We start from the raw sequence: 16421 nt of genomic DNA on the forward strand, positions 1-16421 counted from the left end.
CTGCTCGATCAGACCTGCCCGGTACGAGGCCGGGGCTGGGCTGATCGCGGGTGATGTCAGATGTCGAGGAAGCGCACGTCAGTGGCGTTGCGCTGGATGAACGTGCGGCGTCGGTCGACGTCGTCGCCCATGAGGATCGTGAAGGTTTCGTCGGCGTCTGCGGCCTCGTCGAGGGTGACCTGCTTAAGGATTCGATGTTCCGGATCCATGGTGGTCTCCCACAGTTCATGGTCGTTCATTTCGCCGAGGCCCTTGTAGCGCTGGATGCCACCTTCCTTGGGCAGGCGGCGGTTCGCGGCGGCACCGGCGGCGAGCAGTTCGTCTCGCTCCTTGTCGGAGTAGGCGAATTCATGCTCGGCGTTGGTCCACTTGATGCGGTACAGCGGGGGCATCGCAATGAAGGTGTGGCCACCCTCGATGAGGGGACGCATGTAGCGGAAGAGGAGGGTCAGCAACAGCGTGGCAATGTGCTGGCCGTCGACGTCGGCGTCCGCCATGATGACGATCTTGCCGTAGCGGAGCTTGGAGATGTCGAAGTCTTCGCCGATGCCGGTCCCGAAGGCAGTGATGAGGGAGCGGATCGTGTCCGAGGACAGAGCTCGGTCCAGGCGGGCCTTTTCGACGTTGAGGATCTTGCCGCGGATCGGCAGGATGGCCTGGCGCTCGGGGTCGCGGCCGCCGACGGCGGAGCCGCCTGCGGAGTCACCCTCGACGATGAAGATTTCACATTCGGAGGGCGTGCGCGAGGAACAGTCGCGCAGCTTGCCGGGCATGGAGGCGGATTCGAGGACACCCTTGCGGCGCGTGGCCTCACGCGCCTTGCGAGCGGCGACGCGGGCGGCCTGGGCGGCCTGACCCTTGGCGATGATGGCCTTGGCGTCGGCGGGGTGGGCGTCGAACCAGTCGGTGAGCTTGGAATATACCTGTTGGGCGACGAAGGTGCGGGCTTCGGTGTTGCCGAGCTTGGTCTTTGTCTGGCCTTCGAACTGAGGTTCGGTGAGCTTGATCGAGATGACGGCAGTCAGGCCTTCGCGGACGTCGTCACCGGTGAGGTTATCGTCCTTGTCGCGGATGATGCCCTTGTCGCGGCCGTAGCGGTTGACGAGGGAGGTCAGCGCGGTGCGGAAGCCCTCCTCGTGCATGCCGCCTTCGGTTGTGTTGATGGTGTTGGCAAAGGTGTGGACGGAGGAGGAGTAGGCGGTGGTCCACTGCATGGCGATTTCCACGCTCATGGTGCCTTCGTCGTTGTCGGCTTCGAAGTCGATGATCTCGTTGTTGATCGTGTCGGACTTCTTGGCGGAATCGAGGTACTCGACGTAGTCGCGCAGGCCGTGCTCGTAGCAGTAGGTGACGGTGCGGTGGCCCTTGGTCTTCTTGTCCGAGGCCTCCTCACCGCCTGCGATCTCGTCGCCTTCGTCGGTGGCGAACTCACGCTCGTCAGTGAGGGTGATGCGCAGGCCCTTGTTGAGGAAGGCCATCTGCTGGAAGCGCTGGCGCAGGGTCTCGAAGTCAAATTCGACGGTTTCGAAGATCTCGGGGTCCGGGTAGAAGACCTGCGTGGTGCCGGTTTCGTCGGTTGCTTCGCCGCGTTCGAGGGGGGTGATGGGGGTGCCGCCGTTTGCGAACGACATGCGCCACACGTAGCCCTGGCGGCGGATTTCGGTGTTCACGCGGGTGGACAGGGCGTTGACGACGGAGATGCCGACGCCGTGCAGGCCACCAGAGACGGCGTACCCGCCGCCGCCGAACTTGCCGCCGGCGTGGAGGATCGTCATGACGACCTCGACGGTGGGCTTGTGCTCGGTGGGGTGCTCGTCGACGGGGATGCCTCGGCCGTTGTCGACGACTTTGATGCCGCCGTCTGCCTGGATGGTGACCTCAATGTGGTCCGCGTAGCCGGCCAGGGCCTCGTCGACGGAGTTGTCGACGACCTCGTAGACGAGGTGATGCAGGCCGCGTTCGCCGGTCGAGCCGATGTACATGCCCGGACGCTTGCGGACGGCTTCCAGGCCTTCGAGGACGGTGATGTCCGATGCGCCGTAGGACTGCTCGCCTTCGGCGGTCTTCTCGTTGTCAGCCACGTGGCTCCCCTCGCATTGCGCGAAAAATAGATGTTTAACCTTGTAGATTCTACCAAAAATGGGGCTTGCACCAGGGACTGACAGACCCGGAAGGTTACTTTACAAACTGCGAGATTGCAACGAAAACGACACTGTGATCAGTCGCATTACGAGTGCTACTGCGACGCGACAACACGGGGCCGCCCTCCCGGATGGGAGGGCGGCCCGTTCGCGCACATGCGCAGTGTCGGTATGGGTAAAGATCAGCACGCCGTGGTGGGTGCCGAATGGCTCACCTCAGCCTATTGACGAGCGAAGGTCACGGCTGCCAAGTCCAGTCGGGGATGTTGGCATTAAAGTCGTCCCAGTCGAGCGTCTTGAAGGTGACGGGATCGTTCGGGTAGGGCATCTTGTAGGCCTTCTGGAAGGTCTTGGTCTGGCCGACGGGGACGCGCACGATGGCGAAGTTGTCGTAGCCAGCGGGCTCCTTGCCCTTAGCGTAGTAAGCAGGGTTCATGTCGATACCCTTCTGCTTCAGCGAGGGGGTGTTGAGCAGCGCGGACTGCTCCTCGGTGGAGTTGTTCGTCATCGAGTAGGTGACGACGAGCGTGTCAGAACCTTCCTTGTCGGCGGGACCCTTCTCGATCTTCGTGATCTCAATGTGGAGACCGGAGGAGTAGTCGACCGAGTACTGGCCGTTCGCGTGGTAGCCGCCGGGGTTCGGCGCAGCGGTCGGGGCAGAGCTGGTAGCAGACGTCGTCGGCTTCGGCGCGCTAGTCGTCGGGTTCGGAGCCTGAGTCGTCGGGTTCGGCGCGCTAGTCGTCGGGTCGGCCGTCGCACTGGTGGAGGTGGAGTCCGAATCCGGATCCTCTTCTTCGTCGCCGCTGAGGAAGAAGTATGCGCCGACGCCGATGAGGATGAGCACGAGAACGCCCGCGATGCCGCCGATGATCAGCGGAAGCTTCGACTTGGGTCCCTCAGGCTGCATACCCGGCATACCCGGCATTCCCGCCCCGTACTGCGCCTGTGCGCCGTACTGCGCCTGTGCGCCGTACTGGTCCACGTAACCAGCGGGCATCTGCTGGGTCTGATCCACGTAGCCGCCCTGCGCATAGGCGTTAGGGTCAGGCTGGCCGTATGGCTGCTGCGAACCAGGGTAACCACCCTGGTCATTTCCCTGGTTCCAGGGATCCTGGCCCCCGGGAGCGTACGGGTTACTCATAGTGACTCCTCATAGAAAGCGCACCAATGTGCGGGATGACATTTGGAAGCGTAGCAAAATCTGACCGAAATGGGGAGTGGTTTTTATACACCGCCGCCAGTTAGTCAAGGTTTTGCCTGCAATTCCGCGCAAGTTCCGTCGTTTCGCTCGACCCCGAAACCCACTCGTCGCGGGGGCGCGAGTCCCAGAATGTGAACGAACTAACGTAACTTATCAGAATATCTTGTTTACCATTCCCCCTCAAGGGGCGGATTAATGTCGCACATCACACTTTCTCAACCATTGCGACGACTATCAACCATCAAACGAAGCGGGGCACCACGTCCACTGGTGCTCTTTCTTCACATTGTCCGAGTTCGTCGTGTCGACGTGCCCGAGGTTCTTCGACAGGTCGGCTAAGTACTGGTCGGTCGGTGTGGGCTGCTCATCGTTGTTTCACCATTGGATGATCTCTCCGACGAGCCTATGACAACCTGATCGCCCGGCAACAAGGCCTATCCGTAGTCCGCCCGGGGGCCTCGGCCTCGAACGACGTAGGGGCCTTTCTTCCAGGAGGGGGCGACGGGGCCCAGGATGATCAACTGTTCGACGACGCCGGATCCTACTTCCTCGGCGATGCGCCGCTCGACGCTGGGCAGCATGAGCTGGAGCTGTTTGGCTCTGGCAGTAGAGTCGGCACGCACGATGAGTTTGTGTCCATCAAAGGTCTCAATGAACGTGTGATCCGCGTTGTTGGGACCCACGATGTCCCGCCATTTCGCCATGACGGACCCCATTTTGGTGGGGGTGTCCCATTCGCGTATCTTGATCGTGCGCGCCAGGATTGCACCCAGCGAGTCGGCCCGCCGGTAGCGCGGGCGCATGGCGGCCATGCCGGGGGATCGGCTCCACGAGTCTTCGGTTCCCGCCAGGGCTTGGCGCAGCGCGGCGAGGTCGCCCTCGGGGTCATCCTCGGCGGACGAGGCCGGGGCGGGCACTCCGTTCACGTGTCCGTAGGCGGCGGCGCGGGCGGCGGCGCGAGCCTGGACGCCGTCGGTGCCGTCCGCGGCGAGGCGGCCGAGTCCGTCGGTTTCGATGGCCGCGTATTCGCTGGATCCATCGAGGGTGCGCCTGGGGCGGGTTTCGTCGAGGCCCCAGGAGGGCAGGGTGGAGCGGATATATCCGTGGTTGCGGGCGACGCGCTGGGCGCGTTCGAGGGCGCGGACGACGAATTCGTCGGGGTCCTCGTCGGCGGTGATCGGCGAGGTGGCGGTGAATTCGTCGCGTTCAGACATGGTCGGAGGCGTCGATGATGGTGCCGCGCTCGGGGTCGAGGCGCACGTGGAGGGCGTGGTGGTCGAGGGAGGGTGGCAGGTCGGCGGCGACCGCGCAGGTGACGATGATCTGTTCGGCCTTCGAGGCCAGGGCTGCCAGGCCCGACCGGCGTGAGGAGTCGAGTTCGGCGAAGACATCGTCGAGGATAAGGATCGGGGTGTCGCCATCGTCGCTGAGTAGTTCGAAGGACCCGAGACGCAGGGCGAGGGCGACAGACCAGGATTCGCCGTGGGAGGCGTAGCCTTTGACGGGCATGGTGCCGAGGCTGAGGGTCAGGTCGTCGCGGTGCGCGCCGACGAGGTTGACGCCGCGCTCGGTTTCCTTCTCACGAACGAGCGCGAGCGCTGCGAGCAGACGCTGGGTTTGCGCGTCCACGTCGGTGAGGTCGGCGCTGGCCGGGTTATCGGGATCCGTACCGATGATGCGGTCGACAGAGGCGTCGAAGGCGAGGCACAGGTGGCGCGGCGAATCGGCGACGTCGTCATAGGCGCGCGCGGCCGGCTCGATGAGCGAAGCCGCGATGGACGCTCGCGTGGCCGTGATGCGCGCGGACAGGGCGGCAAACTGCTGATCCCACACCTCTAACGTCGATAGGTCGGGGGATTGGCCGCGGCGGATCGAGGCCTGGGCGGCCTTCATGAGCGCGGCGCGCTGGCGCGCGACCCGGTCGAAGTCGGAGCGCACGGAGGCATGGATGGGGGAGAGCTGCGTGGCCAGATCGTCCAGGAAGGAGCGTCGCACCGACGGGTCACCGCGCACGAGCGAGAGGTCCTCGGGCGCGAACACGACCGTGCGCACGATGCCCAGGATCTCGCGGGGCCTCACCTGCGTACGGTTAATGCGCGCCCGATTTGCCTTGCCGCGCACGATTTCCAGCTCGATGACCTGCTCGCGGCCTGAGGCCACGACCCGCGCGCGGATGACGGCTCCACCCGGGGCGGCCTCGGCCTCGTCGATGGGGATTCGCACGAGCGCGCCCTCCGCGCCGACCCTGTGCGACGAGAAAGTGGACAGGTAGGCGAGAGCCTCGACGAGGTTGGTCTTGCCCTGGCCGTTCGCGCCCACGAGGACTGTGGGTCCCGCGGGCAGCTCGACGACCCCATGCTTCCAGGAGCGGAAGTCGTCGAGGGCCAGGTGGGAGACGCGCACGTCAGACGCCGAAACGAATGGGCATCAGCAGGTAACGGAACTGCGCGATCTCGCCCTCGTCGGCCTTCTTCTGGCCGGTGATGACGGCCGGCTTCGTCGGGTGCGTGAAGCCGAAGCGCACGTAGTCGGTGTCCAGGACCTGAAGGCCGTCGATGAGGAACTGCGGGTTGAACGCGGTCGAAATATCGTCGCCGTGCAAGGTTGCTTCGATGGCTTCGGAAGCCTGAGCGTTGTCGCCCTGGCCAGCTTCGAGAACCAGCTGGCCGTCGGTGAAGGCCAGGCGCACGGAGGTCTTACGCTCGGCGACCAGCGACATACGCTTAACGGCCTCGAGCAGCGCGTGACGGTCGACGACGGCCTGGATCGGCGTGGATTCGGGGAAAAGGCGGCGCACAGCGGGGTAGTCGCCGTCCATGAGTGTGGAGGTGGTGCGGCGGCCCTGGGCGGTGAATCCGATGAGGGACGAGGCACCGGGCTGAGATTCGCTGGACAGGCCGACCTCAACCTTGGCACCCGAGGTCATCGACTTGGCGACGTCCTGGAGAATGCGGGCCTTAACCAGGGCGACCTCTTCGATCGAGGTGTCGGCGGGTTCCCAGTCGAGTTCACGCATGGCCAGGCGGTAGCGGTCGGTGGCCAGCAGCGTAATCGCCGGGCCGTTGATTTCGATGCGTACGCCCGTCAGCAGGGGCAGCGTGTCGTCGCGGGACGCTGCGATGGACACCTGGGAGACGGCCTGGGACAGCGTGGATGAGTCGATGGCACCGATGCCCTTGGGCTGGGCGGGCAACAGTGGGTACTCGTCCAACGGCATGACTGCCAGCGTGAAGTGCGAGGATCCGCAGACCAGGTTCACCTTCTGGCCGTCCAGCTCGACGGAGACCGGCTTGGAGGGCAGCGACTTGGAGATGTCAGCCAGGAGACGGCCAGAGACCAGGACCTCACCAGCCTCGTCGACTGTGGCAGGGATGTGCGAGTTCGCGGAGACCTCGTAGTCGAAGGAGGACAGGGTCAGTTCGTCGCCCTCAGCTTTGATGCGCACGCCGGCCAGAATCGGGGAGGCCGGACGCACAGGGAGCGCGCGGGCGGTCCACGACACGGCTTCGGCCAGAACATCGCGGGCGACGGTGAACTTCATAGCTGCCTCCAAAACGCAAAACGGATTGATCACTACTTTACTCACAAGTGTGCCCACGTGGGGCGCGATTCTTGCTTGGCACTCGCGCTGGTCACGACGCGTCAGCGCTGATGTTGGGCGGAGACCTGTGAAAAAAATTTTCTCATTCGACTCTCCTTCCATCATAAGGGTTGTGAGTTCTGTGGATAACTTGTTTTTTCGTTGAAAAATCTTGAAATTACATCGGTGTAATGACGTGGATGGATCTGTGCACTGCGCACGTGGACGTGTGGACGGCTGAAATTACAAGTTTTCGTCATTCACAGAGGGCCTCGTTTTCTCCACAGGGTTTGCTCGTTCATCCACGCGCTGTCCACATATCCTGTGAATGACGCGCGGGCGCCGACTTTCGTCAGCGCCCGCGCGGGTTTTATGCTTCCCTGGCCTTTTGCTTGATGCGATTTGTAAGCTCGGACACATGGTTGAAGGTTTCGCGTTTCTCCTTCATGAGCTTCGAAATCTTCTTGTTCGCGTGCATGACCGTCGTGTGATCGCGACCGAAGGCCTGACCGATCTTGGGCAGCGACAGATCGGTGAGTTCACGGCACAGATACATGGCGATCTGGCGGGCCTCGACGACGGTGTGGCTGCGCTCGGAGGACCCCATTTGCTCGATGGTCACGCCGAAGTAGACGGCGCACTGGCTCATGATGAGGCTGACCGTAATCTCGTTGTCGTCCGGGTTGGACACGAAATCCTTGAGCATCATCTGTGCCAGATTCAGGTCGATGCGCTCTTTGTAGAGGGACGCCCACGCGCCGATGCGCACGAGCGCGCCCTCCAGCTCACGAATGTTGGAGGAGATGCGCGAGGCCACGTATTCGAAGACCTCAGGGGTCACCTCGAAGCCCTCCGCGTCCGCTTTCTTATGCAGGATCGCGATGCGGGTTTCCAGGTCCGGCGGCTGAACGTCGACGAGCAAGCCCGAGGAGAAGCGCGAGCGCATGCGGTCCTCGAAACCCTTGAGCTGCGCGGGAGGCAGGTCGGAGGTCAGGACGATCTGCTTGTTCGCGCTGTGTAGCGCGTTGAAGGTATGGAAGAAGCCTTCGACCGTCTGCTCCTTGTTGCCGATGAACTGGATGTCGTCGATAAGGAGGATGTCGAGTTCGCGGTAGCGGCGGTGGAACGCCTCGACCTGCGAGTTATCCGTCTTATTGAGGCGAATCGCGTTGATGAACTCGTTCGTGAACTCTTCGGAGTTGACGTAGCGGACCTTCAGGTGCGGCATCATCGACAGCGCGTTGTGGCCGATGGCCTGAAGTAGGTGCGTCTTACCCAGCCCGGAGTCACCGTAGATAAAGAGAGGGTTGAAGGCGTTGCCCGGCGACTCTGATGCGGCCAGCGCGGCGGCGTGCGCGAAACGATTCGACGGGCCGATAACGAAGGTATCGAAGGTGAACTTTGGGTTCAGGTGCGTGGGAACTGCGTCGGCGCGGGAGTCCGCCACGGCGGGGGAACGCTGTTCCTTCTTTTTCTTCTCGTGGTACGAGGCCGGGGTGGGGGTCGGAGGAACCGGCGCGGGAGCGGGGGGTTCTTCTTCCTCCTCCTCTTCCTTCGTTTCCACGAGTTCCAGGGACGGATCGACCGTGATGGCGATGCGTACGGGGCGTCCGAGGTTCACGGACAGGGCGGTCGTCAGCTTGTTTTGCGCCTTATCTTCGATCCACTGCTTCGTGAAGCCGTTAGGGACGGCCAGGAGGATCGTCCCTTCGATATCGCCGAGCGGGCGCGCGGAGCGCAGCATCGACGTCGCAACGGGACCCAGTTCATCGGTGGGAACTGCGTCGAGGGCGACAGCCCACGCGCGTGTGAGGGAATCCGGCTCCACGACTATCTCCGAACAGAATATACGGTGAATTCAGTCACGACTTAAGGGTGATGTACGTGACCTTATGACATGTTCAAAGTGTAGTCCGCACACAGGCTTATGCACAGGTTGGGGATGGAGCTGTGGAGAACTATCACAGAATCACATGTATGTAGTTACAACTTTGGGGGCGCGGAGTGGCGCGGAAAGCAAATTGACACACAGCTTGTGGATAACTGTCATCATCCACCGCTGTGGAAGACTTCGTTCCACAGCGATTTCCACAGCTGTGGAAACTGTGTGTGACGCGGTGTGTAATTTCGCCCCGTTGACTCACCGCCCACATCCGCTTAGTCTTGGAAATTGTTTGCGCCCATTTCGGGCGTGTGTCCCCGCTATCGTGCCCTGATCGGGCCGGTAGCCCAACCGATCAACGAGTGGGAGACCACTCCCCGCCGAGGAGAATTGCCGTGACCACCAAGCGGACCTTCCAGCCCAACAACCGTCGTCGTTCGAAGACGCACGGCTTCCGTCTGCGCATGTCGACCCGCGCCGGCCGCGCCATTCTGGCTGCCCGCCGTCGCAAGGGCCGCGCCAAGCTGTCCGCCTGAGACACCCCGGTGCTGCCGCGCGCGCACCGCATGGTTGACCCAGCGGATTTCACCGCCGCGATCCGACACGGAGCGCGCGCAGGAGATCCACTGGTTGTCGTCCACGTCCGAGCCGACGAGGAGCGCAACAGCCGCCTCGTCGGTTTCGTCGTACCCAAGCGCGAAATCAAGCGCGCCAATGGACGCAATCGTGTCAAGCGGCAGCTGCGCCACCTCATGCGCGAACGCGTCGCCGACCTACCCGAGGGGACCAGGCTCGTTGTGAGGGCATCCTCCAAGGCCCTCGGCGTGCCCTCCAAGGAACTCGGTACCCATCTTGATCGCGTGATGGAGCGAGCGTGGCGCAAATGGAACGCGCGATCACAGTCGTGAGGCGAGTGCTTGTCGCACTCGCCTCCGCGCCCATCATCGCCTACCAGCGATACATTTCCCCGGCCTTTGGCCCCCGGTGCCGCTACGCGCCCAGCTGCTCCGCCTACGCGCTGCAAGCAATCCGCGTTCACGGCCCCATCAAGGGACTGATCCTCGGGGCCTGGCGCCTGCTGCGGTGCAACCCGTGGAGTCATGGGGGAGTGGACCACGTGCCCGCGCGTGGGCGCTGGAAGCCAGAGGCCTGGGTCCCACCCGATGACTGGGCAGGCCACGACAACTGGGAACGGCCCGCCCCCATGGGACTGGACCCGGAACATGACTTGACCGAGTAACCGGCCACGGCCTCGGGAATGTAAGGAACAACGAAACAGCGGCGCTCAGGCGCCACGGCGAAAGCGAAAACTATGTTCGACGCAATTCTCCACCCCTTCGCGTGGGCCATCTCGTGGCTGTGGGTGTGGATCCACGACTTCCTGGTGCTCGTTGGAATGTCTTCCGGCTCCGGTATCGCGTGGGTCCTGTCCATCGTGCTGCTCACCATCCTGGTGCGCATCGCCATCATCCCGCTGTTCCTCAAGCAGATCCGATCCTCGCGCGCCATGCAGGCCATCCAGCCCGAGATGCGCAAGATTCAGGACAAGTACAAGGGCAAGAAGGACCAGGTCAGCCGTCAGAAGATGATGGAAGAGACCCAAGCCCTCCAGCGCAAGCACAAGGTCTCGCCCTTCGCCTCCTGCCTGCCGATGCTCGTCCAGATGCCCGTTCTGTTCGGCATGTACCGCGCGATCATCGCCGTCTCCTCCATCTCCGCTGGCACCTACATGTACCGAGGCGAGGCTGCTGACCACCTCGGCCCGCTCACTGAGTCCGTGTCCACCGAGATCGTGAACTCGACCGTCTTCGGTGCTCCGCTGTCGCGCACCCTGCGCGAATCCACGGGGGATCCGCTCATCGTCGGCGTCTTCGTCACCGCGATTGTCCTCATGGTTGCCCTGCAGTTCTTCTCGATGCGCCTGTCCTTCCAGCGCAACATGCCCGACCTGGGCAACAACCCGATGGCTCAGTCGCAGCGCTCCATGATGTACGTGATGCCGCTGATGTTCATCTTCTCCGGCGTCTTCTTCCAGATGGGCGTCGTCATCTACACGGTGACGGCCTCCTTCTGGGCCCTCGGCCAGTCCTTCTGGACCGTCAAGGTCATGCCGACCCCCGGCTCCCCGGCCTACGCCGACCTGCTCTCCTCGCGCGAGTCCGCCTACCAGGAATGGGCCAAGCCCTTCTTCCAGAACTATGACCGTGAGCGTGCCGCCCTGGGCACCGCGTCCACTGACTCGCGTGTCGACGAACTCAACGAGCGCACGCTCGCCGAGGTGCGCTCCAAGGCCAAGAAACAGCACGTCGCTTCCGACTTCCCGGCCTCCATGACCACCGGCGAAATCATCACCGTCTACCGCAACCTCGCCTTCCAGAAGTGGACGACCCTGCCCGACGAGCAGTGGATGCACGGCCTGACCCTCGCCGTCGAAAAGCGCCTCGCTAAGCAGGAAGCTTCCGCCCAGCGTGCCGAGCTCCAGAAGCAGGTCCGCGAACGCCGTACCCTCGAGCGGGAGGCCGCCCAGGCCTCGTCCGAGTCGACGCCTGCTGAGGCTACGAAGGACAGCACAAACGGCTCCCTGAGCGCCGAGGAGATTGAGCGCCGCCGCGTTGAGCGCCGCAAGGCCCGCCGCCGCTCTGGCAAGAAGCGCTGATTGACAATTCACGGTCCCGGAACCCGAGCGGGTACCCTGGATCCCAGCAAGACCCCATTCCCCACCACGGAGGACCCGTCATGAGTGACGACAACGCAGGCAAGCTCACCCGCCTCGAAGAAGAAGGCGAACTCGCCGCCGACTACTTGGAAGAACTGCTCGACATCGCTGACCTTGACGGTGACATCGAGATCGACGTCGAGAACGGCCGCGCATCCGTCGAGATCGTCGCCGACGATCCCGAGGCTCTCGAGCGCCTCGTCGGCGAGGATGGCGAGGTCCTGGACGCGCTCCAGGAACTGACCCGCCTGGCCGTCCAGACCGAGACCGGCGAGCGCTCTCGCCTCATGCTCGACATTGCAGGCTTCCGCGCCGAGCGCAAGGAAGAGCTGCAGGACATCACGCGCGAGGCCATCGCCCGCGTGCGCTCCACCGGTGAGGCCGTCAAGCTCGACGCCATGAACCCCTTCGAGCGCAAGGTCTGCCATGACGTCGTCGCCGAGGAGGGCCTGACCTCCGAATCCGAGGGCGTCGAGCCCCATCGCCGCGTCGTCATCCTGCCCGAGGATTCCGACGGTGAGTGAGAACCCGAACGGGTTGGGAAGGGGTCGCCAGGTGGGCGACCCCTTCGTCCCAGAAGAACCCACGCAGGCAGTCCGTGACTTCTTCGGCCCCGCCTTTTCCGACGTCGCGGAATACGCGCGCATGCTCGAGGAGGAGGGCGAGCTGCGCGGCCTGCTCGGTCCGCGCGACATGGAACGCATCTGGTCGCGTCACATCGTCAACTCTGCCGCCGTCCTCGACTTCATGCCCCGCAAGGAGGGGCGCGAGGTCCTGGACGTTGGCTCCGGCTCCGGTTTGCCTGGCATTGTGATTGCCGCGTGTCGGCCTGACCTGCACATTCACCTCGCGGAACCCATGGCGCGCCGCGTCGAGTGGCTTGAAGAGGTCGTCGAGGGCCTGGGCCTGGATAACGTGACTGTGCATCAGGCGCGTGCCGAGGAGCTGCGAGGCAAGGGCAAGGCCGACGTGGTCACTGCCCGCGCCGTGGCGAATATGAGCAAGCTCGTGCGCATGACGTCCAAGCTCATCGCGCCGGGTGGCTCGCTCGTAGCGCTCAAGGGTCGTCGCGCTCCAATTGAGGTGGACGAGGCCTCGGCTGAGCTACGCCGTCACCACCTGCGTGCCGAGATACACGAGGTTCCCTCGATCATGGAGGAAGAGTCGACGTACGTGGTGGTCTGCACCCGTATCAAGTAGGTTTCGCTAAAAGTGATGACCACCACATTATAATGTGGTGGCCATCACTTTATTGCGAGTGAGCCTTTCATCTGCATGTTTTTGTGGTGCCGTTGTGTCGTTTCGGTGCTTGTGTGATCGGCCCTCGCGACCAGGAGAATCGATCCTACAGAACAATTTTTTTCGGTGTGTGATGCAATGTGTCGTGATTCCTGTGTGTATTCATGCATCGCGGGCTTTCGATGCTGTTAGTGTCGGCGGTGGCCCGTAGACTAGAGGCAGTAGCTAGGAAGGTGTCACGTGACAGCAGAAAACACCCCTCTGTCCTCTCAGATCGAACGCAACATCGCTGATTTGCGTATGCTCGCAAACGCCGAGTATCGCAAGCCCGCGTCCACGCGCATCATTGCAATCGCCAACCAGAAGGGCGGCGTCGGTAAGACGACCTCGGCCGTTAATCTGGCTGCTGGCCTGGCAATGGGTGGTCTGTCGGTGCTTGTTATCGACGCGGACGCGCAGGGCAACGCCTCCAGCGCGCTCGGCGTCGCGCACCCCGTGGGCACACCATCGACCTACGACGTGATGATCGGGGGAGCAGAGCTGGAGGATGTTGTCCAGCCGTGTCCCGATGTCGAGGGTATCCTCGTGTGCCCGGCGACAATCGACCTGTCGGGTGCCGAGATTGAACTGGTTGACGTGCCCGGGCGTGAGAGTCGCCTGAAGGCTGCGCTCAGTCGATACGTGGCGGCGCATCATGAGATCGACATTATCCTCATTGATTGCCCACCCTCGCTCGGCCTCGTGACGCTGAACGTCATGGTGGCTGCCGACGAGGTTCTGATCCCTATTCAGGCCGAGTACTACGCCCTCGAGGGCCTGAGCCAGCTCTGGAATACGGTCGAGCGCGTCGGTGCGAGCATGAACCCCGGTCTGCGTGTGTCGGGAATGCTCCTCACCATGTCCGACAAGCGCACCCGCCTGTCCGAGGAGGTCGAATCCGAGGTGCGTGCGCACTTCCCGCATCACACGTTCCAGACGGTGATTCCCCGCAGCGTTCGCATTTCCGAAGCCCCCAGCTACGCACAGACCGCCATTACGTACGATCCGCGCAACGTCGGTGCTATCGCATACCGAAAGGCCGCCCTCGAGCTGTGCGATCGGCTTGCCGCCGCACTGTAAAACAGTGTTTCACGTGAAACATTGGCTCGCAGCCTGGGTTTTCCGCAGTTTGGAACGTAGTCGTCACGATTCGTGACCATAAGTTCAATAAAGTGATCAAAGCCGCTCATCACCTGAGCGCAATACATTGTTTCACGTGAAACAATAAACGCACGCAATTGAAGGAGTTATGCAATGGCGGATGCAACACCGAAGACTGAGGGCCGCAAGGGCGCTCGCAAGCACACCGGCCTTGGCCGCGGTCTTGGCGCTCTCATCCCTCAGGCAGGTGAGCAGAAGCCACCGACACCGCCCGCCCCTCCTGCACGTCCACTCGACGTATTCTTCCCCGAAGGCCCTGCCGCCAGCGGTAGGGGAGGATCCGCAAAGGATCTCCTCCAGCCTAAGCGCGCCATGGCCTCGTCGAAGAAGAAGCGCCATGCAATGCCCACCCTGGACATTGGCACGGCACGCCGCACGGTGAATGTATCTAATCCTCTTGGCTCTGGGACCAATGGCTCAGCTCCCGACCAGAGTGTTTCTGCCCCGCGTGTTGTGCCCGTCGAACCCGTCGCCCAGTCTATTCCGGATGTTTCACGTGAAACATCTGAGGAGAATGAGCTTCTGCCCGTGCCCGGGGCATCCTTCGCCGAAATTGCTATCGATCAGATCGTCCCCAATGCGAAGCAGCCTCGTGAGGTCTTCGACGAGGATGACCTGAAGGAACTGTCCGCCTCCATTAAGGAGGTCGGCGTTCTCCAGCCCGTCGTCGTTCGCAACATTCCCGCCACCGGTCGTTCCGAGAAGCTCCAGGAGTACCTCGCCGAGAAGCCCGACGCGCGTTACGAACTGATCATGGGCGAGCGCCGCCTGCGTGCCTCCGAGCTCGCCGGCGAGACCACGATTCCAGCGATCATCCGAGAGACCGACGACGGAGATCTGCTCCGCGACGCACTCCTGGAGAACCTCCACCGGGCCCAGCTCAACCCGCTGGAAGAAGCGAGCGCATACCAGCAGCTCATGGCCGATTTCGGTGCGACTCAGGAAGAGCTCGCCAAGCGGATCGCCCGCTCGCGCCCGCAGATTGCCAACACCCTGCGCCTGCTCAAGCTCCCCCCGACCGTCCAGAAGAAGGTGGCCGCACAGGTCATCACCGCGGGCCACGCCCGCGCCCTGCTGTCCCTCGACACAGCAGAAGACATGGAACGACTCTCGGAGCGCATCGTCGCGGAAGGCCTCTCAGTGCGCACCACTGAAGAGATCGTCCGAGTCGGCAAGGCCAAGGCCACCCCGCGCCCGCGCGCCCGCAAGCAACACCCCCTGTCTGCATTGGGAGAGAGCGTCGTGACGGCCCTGTCCGACGCTTACGACACGCGCGTCTCCATCACGGAAGGTCGAAAGAAGGGTCGAATCGTCATCGAATTCGCAGGAGCAGACGACCTCCAGCGAATCGCAGACCTTATTCTCCACTGAGTCAGCTTCGTACACGTCTCAGCAGATCAGCCGAAGTATGTTTCCAAACATACATTTTCCGGGCTGATCTGTGGCTCAAACTATGCTTAAACTACTCTTAAGGATCCGGCGTCGGATTCTCGCAGTACTAGAAGGAGCGAAAGGCATGCACGCCCCAGGCAGTTCGCGCACCGTGCTTTTCGATGTCGGGGGAGTCCTCGTTGACTCTCACCCCGATCCCGCCATCATCGCCCGCATGTTCGGAGACGAATCGCGAGGCCTCACAACACTCGTCGACCAAGCAATGTGGACACACCGCGGCGACTACGACGCCGGTCTTTCCGACCGCGACTTTTGGGACCGTATCGCCGGCGACTGCGGACAGGACGAACCACCCGCAGACCTACTCAAAGCCCTCGTGGAACTCGATTCCTCACGTATGGCCGACGCAAACGAATCCGCTCTCACCCTCGTCCGACTTCTGCGACACCAAGGCATACGCGTCGGCATCCTCTCCAACGCCCCGTACCCCATCGCAAAAGCAATCCGCCGCTCCGAATGGGGGAGCCTCTTCGACTTTTTCGCCTTCTCCTGCGACTACGGCATCTGCAAGCCCTCCCGCGGCATCTACCGCGACGTACTCCACCGCCTCGGAACTCCCGTCGAAGACGTCGCCTTCATCGACGACCGTCGCGAAAATGTTCGCGCCGCTGAACTGATGGGCGTCAAAGGCATCTTGTGGACAGGACCCGAACAGGCCGAGGCGCGCCTCAAGGAACTCGGTTTCCTGTTCTGAGGCACGCCTCAAAGAACTCGGCTTCCCGTTCTGAGGCGCGCCTCAAGGAACTCGGCTTCCCGTTCTGAGGCGCGCCTCAAGGAACTCGCTTTCCCGTTCTGAGGCACGCCTCAAGGAACTCGCTTTCCCGTTCTGAGGCACGCTTTCGCATTTTGTTGCGCGTGACGAGCGAATGTGTGCTGCTCATCCGTGCTTGGGGGACCTTCGGGTCCAGCCAGCTGTGTGAGTTTCGGTCGCCGCGGGGCCTGCCCGCCCGCTCGCCGTCCGCGCCGCGAGCCTTCGGCTCGGCGCGTCGTCTCGAAGCCCGGCCAGGCCC

General features: G+C 62.9%; 15 protein-coding genes. 9 read left to right on the forward strand and 6 right to left on the reverse strand.

What is annotated here, in order from left to right; genetic code table 11:
• Nucleotides 1-56: 56 nt before the first annotated feature.
• From gyrB to dnaA, 6 genes are all read right to left on the reverse strand, one after another.
• Nucleotides 57-2081 (reverse strand): DNA topoisomerase (ATP-hydrolyzing) subunit B, encoded by a 2025-nt coding sequence (gene gyrB / locus HMPREF1136_RS06090; protein WP_009648461.1) that lies wholly within the window; start codon nucleotides 2079-2081, stop codon nucleotides 57-59.
• Nucleotides 2082-2379: 298 nt separating this feature from the next.
• Complete coding sequence (locus HMPREF1136_RS10300; RefSeq protein ID WP_051023525.1) at nucleotides 2380-3282, reverse strand: DUF5067 domain-containing protein; 903 nt, start codon at nucleotides 3280-3282, stop codon at nucleotides 2380-2382.
• A gap of 494 nt (nucleotides 3283-3776) precedes the next feature.
• On the reverse strand, nucleotides 3777-4556 hold the full coding sequence (locus tag HMPREF1136_RS06100) for a DUF721 domain-containing protein (RefSeq protein WP_009648465.1): 780 nt from the start codon (nucleotides 4554-4556) through the stop codon (nucleotides 3777-3779).
• Nucleotides 4549-5745, reverse strand: a complete 1197-nt coding sequence (gene recF, locus HMPREF1136_RS06105; RefSeq protein ID WP_009648456.1) for a DNA replication/repair protein RecF — start codon at nucleotides 5743-5745, stop codon at nucleotides 4549-4551. Before recF ends, HMPREF1136_RS06100 begins: the two co-directional genes overlap by 8 nt.
• Before the next feature lies 1 nt (nucleotide 5746).
• Nucleotides 5747-6883: a DNA polymerase III subunit beta gene (dnaN, locus tag HMPREF1136_RS06110; RefSeq protein ID WP_009648474.1), complete on the reverse strand. Its 1137-nt coding sequence runs from the start codon at nucleotides 6881-6883 to the stop codon at nucleotides 5747-5749.
• A 409-nt stretch (nucleotides 6884-7292) separates the two neighbouring features.
• On the reverse strand, nucleotides 7293-8750 hold the full coding sequence (gene dnaA / locus HMPREF1136_RS06115; protein WP_009648467.1) for a chromosomal replication initiator protein DnaA: 1458 nt from the start codon (nucleotides 8748-8750) through the stop codon (nucleotides 7293-7295).
• 449 nt (nucleotides 8751-9199) lie between these two features.
• Here dnaA and rpmH point away from each other — a divergent pair, with 449 nt between their 5' ends.
• The 9 genes from rpmH (at nucleotide 9200) to HMPREF1136_RS06160 (ending at nucleotide 16105) form a co-directional block, all read left to right on the forward strand.
• The gene (gene rpmH / locus HMPREF1136_RS06120; RefSeq protein WP_003791379.1) at nucleotides 9200-9340 is read left to right on the forward strand and encodes a 50S ribosomal protein L34; all 141 of its coding nucleotides are present in this window, start codon (nucleotides 9200-9202) and stop codon (nucleotides 9338-9340) included.
• A 9-nt stretch (nucleotides 9341-9349) separates the two neighbouring features.
• Nucleotides 9350-9712 (forward strand): ribonuclease P protein component, encoded by a 363-nt coding sequence (gene rnpA, locus HMPREF1136_RS06125; RefSeq protein ID WP_009648468.1) that lies wholly within the window; start codon nucleotides 9350-9352, stop codon nucleotides 9710-9712.
• Complete coding sequence (gene yidD / locus HMPREF1136_RS06130; RefSeq protein ID WP_034505160.1) at nucleotides 9688-10044, forward strand: membrane protein insertion efficiency factor YidD; 357 nt, start codon at nucleotides 9688-9690, stop codon at nucleotides 10042-10044. The genes rnpA and yidD overlap by 25 nt, the downstream gene beginning before the upstream one ends.
• Before the next feature lie 72 nt (nucleotides 10045-10116).
• Nucleotides 10117-11460 (forward strand): membrane protein insertase YidC, encoded by a 1344-nt coding sequence (yidC, locus tag HMPREF1136_RS06135; RefSeq protein WP_009648466.1) that lies wholly within the window; start codon nucleotides 10117-10119, stop codon nucleotides 11458-11460.
• Between the two features lie 80 nt (nucleotides 11461-11540).
• Nucleotides 11541-12044 (forward strand): Jag family protein, encoded by a 504-nt coding sequence (locus HMPREF1136_RS06140; protein WP_009648471.1) that lies wholly within the window; start codon nucleotides 11541-11543, stop codon nucleotides 12042-12044.
• Complete coding sequence (gene rsmG, locus HMPREF1136_RS06145) at nucleotides 12037-12720, forward strand: 16S rRNA (guanine(527)-N(7))-methyltransferase RsmG (RefSeq protein ID WP_034505155.1); 684 nt, start codon at nucleotides 12037-12039, stop codon at nucleotides 12718-12720. The genes HMPREF1136_RS06140 and rsmG overlap by 8 nt, the downstream gene beginning before the upstream one ends.
• A gap of 279 nt (nucleotides 12721-12999) precedes the next feature.
• Entirely contained in the window at nucleotides 13000-13878 is an 879-nt protein-coding gene (locus HMPREF1136_RS06150; protein WP_009648473.1) for a ParA family protein, read from the forward strand.
• A 174-nt stretch (nucleotides 13879-14052) separates the two neighbouring features.
• Nucleotides 14053-15330, forward strand: a complete 1278-nt coding sequence (locus HMPREF1136_RS06155; RefSeq protein ID WP_009648463.1) for a ParB/RepB/Spo0J family partition protein — start codon at nucleotides 14053-14055, stop codon at nucleotides 15328-15330.
• A 145-nt stretch (nucleotides 15331-15475) separates the two neighbouring features.
• Nucleotides 15476-16105, forward strand: a complete 630-nt coding sequence (locus tag HMPREF1136_RS06160) for an HAD family hydrolase (RefSeq protein WP_009648469.1) — start codon at nucleotides 15476-15478, stop codon at nucleotides 16103-16105.
• Nucleotides 16106-16421 lie beyond the last annotated feature (316 nt).

Source organism: Actinomyces sp. ICM47, from assembly GCF_000278725.1.
In the GTDB taxonomy this organism is placed as follows: Bacteria; Actinomycetota; Actinomycetes; order Actinomycetales; family Actinomycetaceae; genus Pauljensenia.

Bases quoted from the DNA above. Each gene is read 5' to 3' on its own strand.
- HMPREF1136_RS10300 (WP_051023525.1), bottom strand. From the start codon at position 3,282: ATGAGTAACCCGTACGCTCCCGGGGGCCAGGATCCCTGGAACCAGGGA.
- HMPREF1136_RS06100 (WP_009648465.1), bottom strand. From the start codon at position 4,556: ATGTCTGAACGCGACGAATTCACCGCCACCTCGCCGATCACCGCCGAC.
- dnaN (WP_009648474.1), bottom strand. From the start codon at position 6,883: ATGAAGTTCACCGTCGCCCGCGATGTTCTGGCCGAAGCCGTGTCGTGG.
- yidD (WP_034505160.1), top strand. From the start codon at position 9,688: ATGGAACGCGCGATCACAGTCGTGAGGCGAGTGCTTGTCGCACTCGCC.
- yidC (WP_009648466.1), top strand. From the start codon at position 10,117: ATGTTCGACGCAATTCTCCACCCCTTCGCGTGGGCCATCTCGTGGCTG.
- HMPREF1136_RS06140 (WP_009648471.1), top strand. From the start codon at position 11,541: ATGAGTGACGACAACGCAGGCAAGCTCACCCGCCTCGAAGAAGAAGGC.
- HMPREF1136_RS06155 (WP_009648463.1), top strand. From the start codon at position 14,053: ATGGCGGATGCAACACCGAAGACTGAGGGCCGCAAGGGCGCTCGCAAG.
- HMPREF1136_RS06160 (WP_009648469.1), top strand. From the start codon at position 15,476: ATGCACGCCCCAGGCAGTTCGCGCACCGTGCTTTTCGATGTCGGGGGA.